Source organism: Psychrobacter sp. FME13 (genome assembly GCF_014861395.1).
Classification (GTDB): domain Bacteria; phylum Pseudomonadota; class Gammaproteobacteria; order Pseudomonadales; family Moraxellaceae; genus Psychrobacter.
Genome location: NZ_RRYV01000078.1, coordinates 1 through 14,334, shown reverse-complemented (window position 1 = coordinate 14,334; position 14,334 = coordinate 1). Strand labels below are relative to the sequence as shown.

Annotated in this window: 13 protein-coding genes, 1 tRNA gene and 1 pseudogene; 8 read left to right on the top strand and 7 right to left on the bottom strand. The window is 42.1% G+C overall.

Annotated features, from left to right (window positions below; all coding sequences use genetic code 11):
- Positions 1-392 precede the first annotated feature (392 nt).
- Positions 393-1,763, top strand: coding sequence for a hypothetical protein (locus EI164_RS10100; RefSeq protein WP_192519840.1), 1,371 nt, complete (start codon positions 393-395; stop codon positions 1,761-1,763).
- 40 nt (positions 1,764-1,803) lie between these two features.
- On the top strand, positions 1,804-2,883 hold the full coding sequence (locus tag EI164_RS10095; protein ID WP_192519839.1) for an NERD domain-containing protein: 1,080 nt from the start codon (positions 1,804-1,806) through the stop codon (positions 2,881-2,883).
- A gap of 53 nt (positions 2,884-2,936) precedes the next feature.
- On the opposite strand, the gene EI164_RS10090 is transcribed toward EI164_RS10095, so the two are convergent.
- Positions 2,937-3,902: a LysR family transcriptional regulator gene (locus EI164_RS10090; protein WP_192519838.1), complete on the bottom strand. Its 966-nt coding sequence runs from the start codon at positions 3,900-3,902 to the stop codon at positions 2,937-2,939.
- A 139-nt stretch (positions 3,903-4,041) separates the two neighbouring features.
- On the opposite strand from EI164_RS10090, the gene EI164_RS10085 reads away from it, so the two are divergent.
- The gene (locus tag EI164_RS10085; protein ID WP_192519837.1) at positions 4,042-4,452 is read left to right on the top strand and encodes a nuclear transport factor 2 family protein; all 411 of its coding nucleotides are present in this window, start codon (positions 4,042-4,044) and stop codon (positions 4,450-4,452) included.
- 149 nt (positions 4,453-4,601) lie between these two features.
- Complete coding sequence (locus EI164_RS10080; protein ID WP_192519836.1) at positions 4,602-4,844, top strand: DUF2798 domain-containing protein; 243 nt, start codon at positions 4,602-4,604, stop codon at positions 4,842-4,844.
- Between the two features lie 410 nt (positions 4,845-5,254).
- Here the strand turns inward: EI164_RS10080 and EI164_RS17310 are convergent.
- Positions 5,255-5,473, bottom strand: a pseudogene (locus tag EI164_RS17310) (GMC oxidoreductase); the annotation flags it as partial.
- A gap of 420 nt (positions 5,474-5,893) precedes the next feature.
- Between EI164_RS17310 and EI164_RS10070 the strand changes: the two are divergent.
- Positions 5,894-6,112 (top strand): DUF2798 domain-containing protein, encoded by a 219-nt coding sequence (locus EI164_RS10070; protein WP_192519835.1) that lies wholly within the window; start codon positions 5,894-5,896, stop codon positions 6,110-6,112.
- 26 nt (positions 6,113-6,138) lie between these two features.
- On the opposite strand, the gene EI164_RS10065 is transcribed toward EI164_RS10070, so the two are convergent.
- From EI164_RS10065 to EI164_RS10055, 3 genes are all read right to left on the bottom strand, one after another.
- The gene (locus EI164_RS10065) at positions 6,139-6,465 is read right to left on the bottom strand and encodes a DUF779 domain-containing protein (protein WP_192519834.1); all 327 of its coding nucleotides are present in this window, start codon (positions 6,463-6,465) and stop codon (positions 6,139-6,141) included.
- 245 nt (positions 6,466-6,710) lie between these two features.
- Positions 6,711-7,739 carry an alcohol dehydrogenase AdhP gene (gene adhP, locus EI164_RS10060; protein ID WP_192519833.1) on the bottom strand — a complete coding sequence of 343 codons (1,029 nt, stop codon included), beginning with the start codon at positions 7,737-7,739 and terminating at the stop codon, positions 6,711-6,713.
- Between the two features lie 230 nt (positions 7,740-7,969).
- Complete coding sequence (locus EI164_RS10055; protein ID WP_192519832.1) at positions 7,970-9,496, bottom strand: aldehyde dehydrogenase family protein; 1,527 nt, start codon at positions 9,494-9,496, stop codon at positions 7,970-7,972.
- A 332-nt stretch (positions 9,497-9,828) separates the two neighbouring features.
- On the opposite strand from EI164_RS10055, the gene EI164_RS10050 reads away from it, so the two are divergent.
- From EI164_RS10050 to EI164_RS10040, 3 genes are all read left to right on the top strand, one after another.
- Positions 9,829-11,763 (top strand): AAA family ATPase, encoded by a 1,935-nt coding sequence (locus tag EI164_RS10050; RefSeq protein ID WP_192519831.1) that lies wholly within the window; start codon positions 9,829-9,831, stop codon positions 11,761-11,763.
- A gap of 62 nt (positions 11,764-11,825) precedes the next feature.
- On the top strand, positions 11,826-12,986 hold the full coding sequence (locus tag EI164_RS10045; RefSeq protein ID WP_192519830.1) for a type I glyceraldehyde-3-phosphate dehydrogenase: 1,161 nt from the start codon (positions 11,826-11,828) through the stop codon (positions 12,984-12,986).
- Between the two features lie 92 nt (positions 12,987-13,078).
- Positions 13,079-13,169 (top strand) — tRNA-Ser (locus tag EI164_RS10040).
- 104 nt (positions 13,170-13,273) lie between these two features.
- Here the strand turns inward: EI164_RS10040 and EI164_RS10035 are convergent.
- Both EI164_RS10035 and EI164_RS10030 read right to left on the bottom strand, forming a co-directional pair.
- The gene (locus tag EI164_RS10035) at positions 13,274-13,951 is read right to left on the bottom strand and encodes a hypothetical protein (protein ID WP_192519829.1); all 678 of its coding nucleotides are present in this window, start codon (positions 13,949-13,951) and stop codon (positions 13,274-13,276) included.
- Between the two features lie 28 nt (positions 13,952-13,979).
- Positions 13,980-14,334, bottom strand: a 355-nt coding sequence (locus EI164_RS10030; RefSeq protein ID WP_192519828.1) for an IS5 family transposase, incomplete at its 5' end; no start/stop codon positions are given.

Below are 14,334 nucleotides of genomic sequence, written 5' to 3'. Positions count from 1 at the left end.
TGACTATCTCTGCGAGCAGTTACGCTCGCCTAGACTGATTGTTGCGTAAGTCCTAATACATAAAAATAGTATTCCACAAGAAATACAATCAGACTTATTCCCTTATGATTGGCATATAGACATTGCTAAAGATAATTTTAATTATGTGCAATGGAAGAAAAGAGATTTAGTAGACAGGTAGTCATCGGTAGCTAACTATTAAACGACATAAACTAAAATTCAATATTTTCTAAGACGATAAAATCATGACAAGTTGCACGACTTCTATTAACTCGCAAAAGCCATTCCTTACGTCTAATCAACCGACTGTTGAAACAGTAAACGTGCTCTTAACGTTAGATGATTTCTTTTCTGACATGTCAAAAAAGTTGAGTTCTAATGAGTTAGATGATTTGACCAAGCGTCATGACTTTATATATGAAAAAGAGCTTCGTGACTGTAATCTTGATTATTCACTAAATAGTCTCAAGCGAATTGATGAGTGGTTGCTAACGGTTAAAACAAGACTACCTGACTTTACAGAGTATCGAATTTTTTCTTCAGAATACCCGCTGCACAATAGCTCGACTATTGAGATATTGAGCTACTATTTAGGTGAAATCATTGGACGAGCTCGTAGAGAAGCCCCAGTTTGGTACCCTGATGCAAGCGATCATTGTATAGGGGGTCAGACCGCACTGACTGAAAACATGTTTGTCGAGTTTGATAGTGATATCCAAGATTTATGTGATTTTTTCGTTCCTAAGCAAGTGATTTACCAAGCATTGATAATAGCTAGTGATGATGGGGTATTACAAGACCAAACAATTTGGCAAAGTGTGTTGGAGCTAGTTCCATCTACTATATTAAGAAATACTGATTTCAACCAGCCTTTGCCACCCGTACCCACTATGGAGTTGAAGTTTGATAGGGAGATTGAATTTGCTAATTTAGATCGAGCGGATTTAGCTTACTTACAAATGATGCCTCCAAAATGGATGAAAGACGACGTCTTGTATGAACAAATGAACCAATTGTCTAAGCTATATAAAACAGGCAAAGTAGTATGGGCTCATGTCGTCCAAGCAAATAAAATGCTATGGTCTTTTGATCAGACATACTCTTGTCCTGCTGAAGTATTATACGATCCAACAGGGCGAACACCAGTTTCTTATCTAGCAGAAATTGCACATGAACTTTATACTTTTAAAAATAACATTCCTGATACGGATGATATAGAAATATTAAAGTATGCCGAGCACATAACTGACGAACATACTAGAATGCTTGGTTTTGACATCCCTAATAGCATTACGCCTTTACCACTAAAGTCTACCAGTATGTTCGTTTGGCGATTACATTTACCCAATGGTATTTTGCAAAGCTCATTTCCTATTTTAATCAGTGATGAAACAGCTGAGGTTACTGTACTTCCCGCCAAGTTTTGGGACCCAGCTTATTATGATGAATGGATTCAAGACAGTTATTTTGAAGAAGATATGTATTACGGCGTACGAAAACTTTATGAGAGTGATAATCCTTGGAAAGGGTATGAGAAGCACCTTCGGCCACAAGTGACTGAGCTTATTGATGATATTCCAAGCTTAGCTAATAAAGCATCTTTTAACAGTTATAAGCCTACTTCAACCGATATGGACTTCGTTACAGAATCGATTCAACAGAATTTTGCAGAAGCAAAACAAGAAAGTACAAGCTTCATAAAAATTGTCATTGGCGTAATCATATTTATAAATATTTTATATGTGCTCAAATCTTTTGTTTAGTAGATGTCAGCCTATTGGGCTATTCTTTGAGAAATTCATTATGTCCCTAAAATCTTCCTTCAAAGGCTTCTTAGGCGAGACCGTTATCAACGTCGCCATGTGGCTTAAGCTTGAAAAAGATGTCTACCACCGATTAAACGGTATTACTTTGCCAAGAGCCAATGGTGGCAGTACCCAAATCGACCATATCATTGTCTCCGTATACGGCATCTTTGTCATCGAAACCAAAAACTATAAAGGCTGGATATATGGTAGCGAGAAGCAAAGACAGTGGACGCAATCATTCCCAAATGGCAGTAAATTCAAATTCCAAAACCCATTGCGCCAAAATTATCTACATATTAAAACGCTTGCAGATTTATTAAGTTTAGAGCTGAGCTACTTTCATTCGATGATTGCCTTCATCGGTGAGTGTGAACTAAAAACCCGCGATGAGTTGCCCGAACATGTATTGACGAGTGGTATGGCGTCTTATGTGAAGAAAAAGCAAGATAAGCTACTGACTGAAGATGAGGTTACATCCATCGTTGAGCAGATTAATAGCAACAGGTTTAGCAAATCTTGGCGCACTAACCGGAAGCATAAAGCCTATCTAAAAGACAAGCATAGCCCATCAAACAAAAAGCCTAGTGGTAACGCTACTGATAAATCAGTGGCTCAACCTACCAATAAGCCCACACCAGAGCTGATCGTAAGAGAAACCGCTAAACGAGCCACGCTACAAAGTAAAGAAGTGCTGCAATGGTCTGGTCAGACTGAAGTTGTATCTAACGAGTTACCGATTGATAGTTTGAATACTCAGCAGGCGAGTGCGACACATGTCAGTATATCGCATAATATGGCTGATAAAGTGTTTCTCACACCGTTTGAGGTTGTAGATTCTGAGTTATCGGGCAATGATTTTAAAATAGCTGAATGTGAGGTTATCAAGTCTAATATTACTAATCTCAAAACAACGGAAAAAACCCTTGGTACGGTTGTTACCGAGCAAATACCTACCTGTCCAAAATGCCAGGGAGAAATGGTCAAACGTGTTGTCAAAAAGGGCGCACGGCTTGGTCAGACATTTTATGGTTGTAGTCAATTTCCCAAATGCCGCGGTGTGGTGAATATTGATTAACGCTGCTTCATATAATCCATACCCTAATAGCTGCTTGAGCTAAGCAAAATACTCTAATAGCTAGCACAACTAGCAACTAGCCAATCAGCAACTGCTCTTACTCGTGCAGAGCGTCTGACATCAGGATGCATCACAAGATAGAGAGGGTAGTCTTGAGTCAGCGGAATATTGGTATTTGAAATTGAATCCTGATTGTCTGAAACAAGTGTTGAAGAGTGAATATTCTCCAATATTGATGGTGTTCGAGCTGTTAGTGATACTCGATTAATTGGGTCAACTGCCGTTAGCTCTGGGTATTGATGGGCTAAAAACTCTGGTAGTAACGCGATACCTATTTTTTTACGAGCAGCGTGACAAGCCATATATAGATCATTAGTGTTAAATGCACTCGTATAGGCATACTGTTTCATTAACGCCTGTGACCAAGCCAGCACTCGAGCGTTGGCTTGGAACTCTATTAATTGCCATTGGTCAGAGCGAGTGTGTTTGAGGTATTCATCATTAGCAAAGAAGCCATATCTTGTGGACCCAATAATACGAGCAACCAGATCCTTTTGTGTAGGACAACGTGTTCTAATGGCGATGTCTGCTTCTCTGTGATGTAAATTGCTCAAGCCAACTTCACCGCTCAATTCGATTAATATATTTGGGAGTTGCTGGCGAAAATCAGCCAGAGCAGGCATTAACACTTCATTCGCCCAGACAGGTGGTGCCGATATAACCACTTTGCCCTGCATGGCGTTTTGATCAATCGCCATTCTCTCGAATATAGCGATTTCTTTTTTCACTTCAGTGGCTTGATTGTAGAGCATCGAACCTTCTGGCGTCAGTGCATAGCGTTTACCTAATCGATCAAACAGGTTTACCACTAATGTCTGCTCAAGATGATCTATGCGCCTCGCAACCGTACTGTGTTGCACGCCCATCTCTTCAGCGCAGGCAGTCAGTGTCTGTTTTTCTACCAAGCAAACAAAGTAAGCCAAATCATCCCACTGCATGTCACCATCACCTTTCAGCATGAGTACTGATCTTAGTCTAAATAATCAGTTTAGCAAATTTCACCGTGCATTTTTGCACAGTGATTGCTGATCTGTCCTCTGTTTATCTGTGTTGCACTACATTAGAATTATTATCTACTTTAAAAATATTGAGATACTAATGCCATCACAATCAAATGCCCAAACACTCGATCAATTCGTCACTCATATATTTGCGGGCGAATATGAGCAGGCCATGCAGCAATGTGACGAAAACGTTAAGTTCGTGGTGTTCCGAGAACATCCAGACAGTCAGGTGCCTATTTATGGTACTCACAGTGGTAAAAATGCAGGCATTGAGTTTTTTAAAAATCTTGCAAAAATGTTTGAGTTTGGCGAGTTTGTCATGGAGGAGTCCATCGTCGCTGATGATTACGTGATCAGATTTGGCAAGCTTGCTCACACTGTCAGAGACACAGGGAAAGTATTTAATAGCCTTTGGTCAATGATTGTCCGTTTTAATGATGCTGGCGAGATTTGCCTGTACCGCATGCACGAGGACACGGCGGCTTTGGAGAAAGCGATGCAGTAATACATATATAAGGTATGTTGAATACTCGGCCATATATTGACAGTGCTGATTTGTGCAAGCTCAACATACATTACTGTTTTTATAAAAAACTTATCAAAAAATATTTGTCAAAAACTCATCTATTAAAAATCATAATGAATCGAGCAACTATGAATAAAGTCGCTATAAGTTGGAAATTTCGCCTCATTAACACGGCTATCATGGCGATGCTATTGTCAGGGTTGATGACTCTCTATATCACTTTTGTCAATCTTGGTTCGATAGAGGGCTTTGTGTATTATTGGCTCAAGGCTTGGATGCTAGCAGCGCCTGTAGCCTTTGTTTGTGTCATGATAATAGCCAGTCCAGTACAAAAGCTAACCAAGCGAATTTTAGAGCCAAAACAAAAATAGGATCTAAAACATTAGGGCGTGTTGAACATTCAAATATTAGGGCTGCTGATCGCTAAAATTGCACCAAACTAGGCGCCAGCCGACGATAAGGTCGAGACCTTAACTAGGCTTGTAACGACGTTTGGGGTGATTTTAGCATCAGCCTTTCAGGGCAGTACTCTTTTTTGCCAATACATAGCGAAATTGTTTAACCTAGAATGACTAGGCATCAAAAATTTCACTGCATATTGTCTAAAAAATAGTCACTGCCAGCACCACATTTGAATGTTCAACACGCCCTATAACAAAGAGTATTAGGACGCTTCTTCAATTCAATCGCTAGTCATCTAAATAGGTTAAAAGCGACTTACCTTGCCAAACGGAGTCAATTTATCTCGTTTTTATCTCCATTTTTAAAATGAGGACACGCTCTAGTCTAAATGCTGTTTAGCTTTAATCATATCAGCTGCTTTTTCGGCGATCATGATCGTTGGTGCATTGGTATTGGCGCTAACCAGTGTTGGCATGATTGACGCATCGATGACGCGCAGTCCGCTTACGCCGAATACCTTTAACTCTAAATCCACTACTGAGCAATCGTTTGAGCCCATTCGGCAAGTGCCTACAGGGTGATAGATGGTGTCTGATTTATTGCGGATATAGCCGAGCATGCCATCCTTTTCGTAAATTACGCCAGTTGCTCGTTTGTCTTCAATGATGACACGGTTGGCTTGCGCGTGGGTAATAACGGTTCGGTTCGGACGGCTTTGCACTGGGTGGTAGGTAAGCGGCTGCGGCAGAGCAGCGTTGACCTTGTTTATCTCCATGAAAATGAGTGACCTAATATAACCCAGCGCCCTCTTGCTTGTAGCCAATTTCCCAAATGTCGCGGTGTGGTGAATATTGATTAACAAATAGATTTAGAAAAGCATAGTCCTGAGTAATCAATCATTACATTCAGTTTTTCTAAATTCATATACAATATATTTTTATATATAATATAATTATATAGGTTAATTGGTGATAAGAACCTATTTCATAGAATATTACATTGAATTTATAGGAATATTATGAACTTCAAATTTAGAGTGGTTAACACAGCAATAATGTCTGTATTGCTCTCATTTATGATGACCATGTTTATTACATTTATAAATTTGGGTTGGTCAGATACCTTTTTTACAAACTTTTTAAATGCATGGAAGATTGCATTGCCAGCGGCTTTCGTGGCTGTTTTAATCATCGGTCAGCCTGTGCAAAAGCTGACAAAAAAACTACTAGGAACATAAGACGGCGGCTGGCATCACTTATAAAATTAAATCTTGCACACTTCTGAGCGCACGATAAAACGTTTGCCTTCTGGTATTTCTAGTGAAAAGCTGGCGCCACGTCCGTTAACCACATCAATGGTCAAATCTGTGTTTTGCCATAATGTATGCTGTGCTTTGCCCATATAAAATGGACAACCAGCAATCTCGCCGATTAATACATCCTGATCACCTACCTTAAATTCACCTAGCGGATAGCACATGGGGGAGCTACCATCACAGCAGCCACCTGATTGATGAAACATCAGCTCACCGTGTTTAGATTTAAGTAATTCGATTAATTCGATACAGGCTTCTGTCGCTTCGACTTTCATGATGATTTCCTTATCATTAAAATACAGTTGTAAAAGACGTTTTATTTGAAGTATTGGAGTGAGGCGTGCTAGCTCACGATCATACTGAGCGAGAATATAAAAAGTCGTATCATCTAGACTCGCATCATTTATAGCATGCGAATGAAGACGATACGACTGATGGCTTATGATTACATGTGTGATTTATAGTCGCATCATCTTGAGTCGACCATGTTGAGACAAAGTCAACATATCACGAGCAACAATTACAGGCTATAATCAATGACAATACGACCTTCGATCTTGCCATTACGCATACGATCAAAGATATCGTTGATGTTTTCTAGTGGTTCTGCTGCCACAGTCGCTCTGACCTTTCCTGCCGCTGCCATATCTAGCGATTCTTGTAAGTCCAAACGTGTACCCACGATAGAGCCGCGAATAGTGATACCGTTTAGTACGGTGTCAAAGATAGAGACAGGGAAGTCGCCTGTTGGTAAGCCGTTAAAGACGACTGTGCCACCACGTCTGACCATACTAATCGCTTGATCAAAGGCGATTGAAGATACGGCTGTTACTAGGACACCATGAGCGCCACCGATTTCTTCTTTTAGGTACTCGCCTGGATCGGTGTTTTTTGCATTAACAGTAATGGTTGCGCCCAGTTTTTTAGCAAATTCAAGTTTCTCGTCGTCAATATCGACAGCGGCAACGTTTAGTCCCATGGCGATAGCGTACTGAACTGCCATATGGCCAAGTCCACCGATACCAGAGATAACGACCCAGTCGCCAGGCTTGGCTTCAGTCATTTTTAGACCTTTATAGACGGTAACACCAGCACAAAGTACAGGGGCAATTTCTATCGAGTCTACGCTTTCAGGGATGATGCCGACATAGTTAGCATTAGCCAATACATACTCTGAAAAACTACCATTGACTGAGTAGCCAGCGTTTTGTTGGCTCTCGCATAGCGTTTCCCAACCGCCCAAACAATGAGTACAGTGGCCACAAGCAGAGTAGAGCCAAGGCACACCAACGCGATCGCCTTCTTTAACATGGGTGACACCTTCGCCAACGGCAGTGATTAGGCCAACGCCTTCATGCCCAGGGATAAACGGCGGACTGGGTTTGACTGGCCAATCGCCTTCAACGGCATGTAAGTCAGTATGGCAGACACCTGATGCTTGCATTTTGACCACAATCTCACCAGCACCTGGCGTTGGGATATCAACTTCTTCGATTTGCAGAGGTTGGTGAAACTCATGCAGTACGGCGGCTTTCATTTTATTAGTCATGTTATTATTCCTTGTTATAAGTCTTAATGTAGTCAGTCGTCTATAAATTGGATACGGTGTCAGTATCGCTTAGCCTACTACTTGTAGTACTTTCATGCGCCTTTCTCATATCTAAACTAAAGTGAAGCGACTATTGCTACTATATGAAAGTGCTCTATAAGCACTCCTAACACACTTTGCAACCTCGGTTGCAAAGCGCTTGACGCTTGTATTAAAAGTGCAAGGTGCGTTTAGAAGAATCCCATTTTTTTAGGATCGTAAGATACTAGCATGTTTTTGGTTTGCTGATAATGATCAAGCATCATCAGATGGTTTTCGCGGCCAATACCGGATTGCTTATAGCCACCGAACGCAGAGTGAGCAGGATAGATATGATAACAATTGGTCCAGACGCGACCAGCTTGGATGCCACGGCCGAAACGGTAGGCTTTATGTACGCTGCGAGTCCACACGCCAGCACCTAAACCATATAAAGTGTCGTTGGCAATTTTCATTGCCTCTTCGTCATCTTTAAAAGTGGTCACAGCAAGCACAGGTCCAAAAATTTCTTCTTGGAATACACGCATATCGTTTGTGCCTTCAAAGATAGTAGGCTGCACATAATAACCATCTGCGATATCGCCATCATGTTTGGCTTGATCACCACCGACCAGCACTTTAGCACCTTCTTGCTTACCGATATCTAGATACGACAGGATTTTTTCTAGTTGATCTGAGCTTGCTTGTGCTCCAATCATAGTATCAGTATCTAATGGATTGCCCATTTTGATGGCTTCAACACGAGCGACACAGCGTTTGATAAATTCGTCATAGATGCTTTCATGTACCAGCGCACGTGATGGACAGGTACAGACTTCACCTTGGTTCAGCGCAAACATTACCAAGCCTTCAACTGCTTTGTCTAAGAAATCATCATCTTCATCCATGATGTCAGCGAAGAAGATGTTTGGACTCTTACCACCCAGCTCCAAGGTCACAGGAATGATGTTTTCACTGGCATACTGCATGATAAGACGACCAGTCGTGGTTTCACCTGTAAAGGCTACTTTATTGATACGAGGGTTGGAGGCTAATGGCTTACCAGCTTCGACACCAAAGCCATTGACCACGTTCAATACGCCTTTAGGTAAGATGTCAGCAGCACCGATAATCTCTAGCATATATAGAATAGAAGCAGGGGTTTGTTCAGCAGGTTTTAGAACCACACAGTTACCCGCAGCAAGTGCAGGTGCCAGTTTCCAAACAGCCATTAAGATAGGAAAGTTCCAAGGAATAATTTGACCGACAACGCCTAGTGGCTCATGAAAATGATAGGCAACGGTGTCATCATCAATTTGACTGATGCCGCCTTCTTGAGCGCGAATCGCACTGGCAAAATAACGGAAATGATCAACCGCTAGCGGGATATCGGCTGCCAGTGTCTCACGAACGGGTTTGCCATTTTCATAGCACTCTGCAATGGCGATCGACTCAAGATTGGCTTCCATCTTATCAGCGATTTTGAGTAGTAGATTGGCACGTTCAGTGACGCTGGTTTTGCCCCAAGCGTCTTTTGCAGCATGGGCCGCGTCTAACGCCTTTTCGATATCTGCTGGTTTTGAGCGGGCGACTTGGCAAATGACCTTGCCATCGACGGGACTGGTGTTGTCAAAGTATTCACCATCAACGGGTGCGACCCATTCGCCATTGATGAAGTTATCGTATTTTTCGCGGAATTGGACTTGGCTTTTTTCGGTATTTGGATTTGGGTATAACATTTATTGCTCCTTGTTGTTTTATTTAAAAGGCAAGCGATACATCAGCAATAATTTATAACTTAATTATGTCTGAAATAAGTGCCGATATAATCACTACCTAATCTTCCTGATCAAGTTCTCCATTAATCCTACTGAAGTTTTCAACAAATTTATACTTACTTTTAATGATAAATATAAGTCATATATATGAATTATAGTTATGAAAAATGCTTTGGTTAAAGTGCTTTGTAAAGTAGCTCTAGCTGTTATAATTATTGCCAGTTTTAGGCTATAGCATTTGTAAATTTGCTGATAGCGGATCTTTTTTCTCAGTTATTGGTTGGTTTATATATATGCGTCAGTCCTCTGCTCTTGATATCTTAAAAACAGGTCAAAATGTCTTTTTGACTGGCTCCGCAGGTTCAGGGAAGACTTACACTCTCAACCAATATATCGACTATCTGCGTGCGCGTCGCGTACCTGTTGCGGTCACTGCTAGTACAGGGATTGCAGCCACACACATGAACGGCACAACTATTCATAGCTGGTCAGGTATCGGTATCAAAGACGAGCTGTCTGATCGTGACCTAACCAACTTGTCTCGCAAGCAGTTTTTAGCAGATAGATTAAAAGATACCGCTGTTCTCATCATTGATGAAATATCTATGTTGCATGCCAAGCAGCTCAATTTGGTCAGTCAAGTACTTAAACATATTCGTAAAAGCGACAAAGCGTTTGGCGGCATACAAGTGGTGGTGGCAGGGGACTTTTTTCAGTTACCACCGATCGGTAGTAAGGGTGAGAGTAACCGTGAAAAGTTTGCCTTTATGTCCGAGGCGTGGCTCGATGCCAAGTTTCATATTTGCTATTTATCTGAGCAGCATAGGCAGGTGAGCGAAGCTGCTAATGGCGGGCTGGATTTGGATGATATTCTTAATCAAATTCGACGCCAAGAAGTGACTTTTGAGGCAATTGCGGCTCTAGAAACCACCTTTGATCAAAACGTTGATATCAAGCGTACCCGTCTGTATACACATAATCTCAATGTCAACAAAATCAATGATAAAGAGCTTGCGGCGTTAGATGGTGAGATGATGCGTTTTGAGGCGACTTCCACTGGTGATAGTAAGCTGGTTGAAACCTTAAAAAAGACCGTCCGTACGCAAGACGACCTGACTCTTAAAGTTGGTGCCAAAGTGATGTTTATCAAAAACAACACAGAGTTGGGCGTGTCTAATGGCACTATGGGTGAGCTGATTGGTTTTGCTGCTGTTAAAATTGATGACAGCAAAGACGGTAATGATGCATTGATTGAAGATGCAGATAATAACAGCCATACTGACAGCGATGAAGACACTGCTAAGCATAAAAAAAGCGCTGCCAAAAAAGATAAAGAAAAATCAAAAACAAAAAAGCCAACGACGCAAAAAATGCCAGTGGTGAGGCTAAACTCAGGACGAGAAGTCGTCGCTGAGCCTGAAGAATGGATTATTGAAGATGAGACAGGTGATGTGCTGGCAAGCTATCTACAAGTGCCACTCTGTCTAGCATGGGCGATTACCATTCATAAGTCTCAAGGCATGACGTTAGATGCTGCTGAGATTGATTTATCACGTACTTTTGAGCTTGGACAAGGCTATGTGGCACTGTCTAGACTTAAGTCGCTGGCGGGGTTACAGCTGCTTGGCATGAACGATATGAGCTTGCAGTTAGATCCACTCGCGCGCGGTGCGGATAAGCGGTTTTTAGTGTTGTCTGAGGAAGCAGATGCCAGTTATGCGATGCTCGATGAAGAAAGTATGACACAGGCACATGAAAAGTTTGTGCTGAAATCTGGTGGTACACTCAGCAAATCGGTGATCGATGCTTATGCCAAGCTACAGAAAAAACGCCGTGAGCAACAGCAGGCGCAGCTGGACAAAAAGCAAAAACTGGGCAATCAAGTATCAGATAAGTCGGCCAGTACATTATCAGAGACTCGTCTGTTGTTAGAGGAGAGTCTGTCTATCGCAGAGATTTCTCAAGAGCGTCAGTTGTCTCAATCCACCATTATGCGTCATATCGGTGAGCTAAAGTCGCAAGATCCAAGTTTGGCTTGTGATCATTTGCGTCCAGATGATGAGGTGATGACGGCTGTGGGTAATGCCTATGTAGCGATTAAAGTGGCCAACAATCCAAACGATTTTAATGACGATGGTAGTGTTAAGCTGCGACCAATATTTGATCATCTTAAGCAAGCTATTGACTACAACACCATTCGCTTGGCACTGATTTTTATTACGCCCTAGATAGTATTTGTTTGTTTTTACCGCGCTCCATTTTATATGTCCTTTTACAGTGATCCCTTGTTATGCCTGATTTTTCTAGCGCTACTTATCAATTAAAGTCTGACCCAGTAGCCGCGTTTCATACGACTGGCGAGCATACACAGCCACTGAGAGTCGCTATTAATGGCTTTGGTCGTATAGGTCGCAATGTATTACGCGCATTGTTAGAGCGCTTTGAGGTGCTAGGGCGTGCGATTCATGTGGTGGCGATTAATGATCTGGCGCCAGCTGATATTTTACTGCATTTGTTAAAATTTGATAGTACGCATGGACGGTTGAGTCGACTGGGTGTTAGTGCTGAGGTCGTAGAGAATGATACCGATAACGATATTGAGGCTGATGCTAGCAAGACTCAGCTTTGCCTGACCAAAAGTAATCTGACGTATTGTATCAATATGCTGTCAGAAGCTAATCCACAACATCTACCATGGCAGGAGCTTGATGTTGATGTGGTGTTAGAGTGCACGGGGCATTTTCGCTCTTATGAGCAAGCACAATTGCATATAGAGGCGGGCGCGCAGCAAGTGATTATCGGTGCTGCGCCTTTCGATGATGTTGATGCCTGTATTGTTATGGGTGTGAATAGCGATGAGTTGACGCGTGAGCTACCGATTATATCGAGTGTCTCTTGTACGACACAGGCATTGGTGCCACTGATTGCGACGCTTGATAAAGCGTTTGGTGTAAAGTCAGCGATGATGACGGAGATTCATGCCGTCACCGCTGATCAAACGGTACTCGATCAAGCGCATCGTGATCCGAGACGTGCACGTGCTTCAGGTTATAATATTATCCCAACGACTTCTAGCAGTATCGCTGCGACAGAGCGTGTACTACCAACGATGATAGGCAAGATAAATGGGCACTCAATACGTGTACCAACTATCGATGTGGCTGCCATCGATGTGACGTTTGTATTTGATAAGTTTAATGTGAGCATTGAAGAAGTGAGTGAAGTACTTAAATCAGCCAGTCAAAGTGATTTACGCGATATCATGGCTTATACCGACGAGCCATTGGTCTCAAGCGACTTTATTCATCAGACTGAATCGCTTATCATTGATGGGCAGCAGTTAATGGCAGTAGGTGAGCAATATAAGGTTTTTGCTTGGTATGATAATGAATGGGGCTATGCCAATAGGCTGCTAGATATGTGCTTGCATCTAGCCTCCAGCGCACCATAAATAAGTGTTTGAAGGTTACTGATAAAATAATTTAAATTTTTTAGATTATACGCTTGCATTATGAAATGATATCTATATAATGATGCACCAATGGAGACGTGGCAGAGCGGTTGAATGCACCGGTCTTGAAAACCGACAAGGGTTCATAGCCCTTCGAGAGTTCGAATCTCTCCGTCTCCGCCAAATTCTAAAAAGCCCCAATCATTACTGATTGGGGCTTTTTTTATGTGCTTTTCCTAAGACTCTTTTCAATGATGCTGCAATGAACTAACTTGCAATGACGTCATTTATTTCATTAGCGACTCATCAAACTCTACAGTTTGTCCATCTTCTAACGTTAAAACACCTTCGCTAATCATAATAGTCATGTCCTTGGTATTTTTAATGGCACGCATGACATTGATGTCTTCAATACTACTCTCGATAATGATTTTGCCAGATTGTTCTGGTTGAATAGGAGGCTCAAACTGAGTTAAAGGTATATTGAAGCTTTTACCTTGTGTTAGTTTGGCATCTTGCATGGTTAGTGTGCCTTTGAAGCTTTGAATGGCGACTGGACCGTGGTTGGAGAGCATAAACTGTAGTTTGACTTGGTTTAGGCTATCGTTATCACTGGTTTTGACTGGCAATAGGGCGATAGGGTAGCTTTGAATATTTGCACTATTAGCTGGCTGACTGGTGACGAGAGGACTTTTCTTACCAGTTGGATTATTTGGGTGCAAGCGCTCATATTCTCGCTGCTGTACGAGGGCTTGTTTGATAGTGGTGCGTGGCATGGCACCAGACTCGTAAGCGCCACTGAGCTTCATTCTTAGCATGTAGCGACTAAGGACTTGCTGATCGGCCTTAGGTAGCTGTTCAAAGGTGGTGCCGAGATTTTTTTGCCACTGGTCAGAGTTGGTTGGTATGGTTTTTTTATCTAGATCTGTTTGCGGAGATGAGCAGCCAGAAGCAACTGTAAGCATCGCCACCGTACTAGGGTGTGTATAGAATTCAAATCAGGGGCAACCAGATAAAGACACAAGCGAGCATTACCGCCGCTGCATAGCTATCTTTGAGCTTATCATATCGCGTGGCAATGCCCCTAAAATGTTTCAACCTAGCAAAAGCGTTTTCTACCAAATGACGGCAACGATACAAATACCAATCTAGTGTGTCGTTACAGCTTTTAGAGTTCGACTTAACGGGTATGACTGACTGAGCACAGTGCGTGAAGATACACTCTCTAATATCGCTACTATCGTAGCCCCTGTCTGCAATCACCGCTTTAGTCTGGTTATTAATCGTGCTATCTATCAACGCCTTTGCCATCTTAGAGTCATGTACTTGCCCACCTGACAGCTCAACA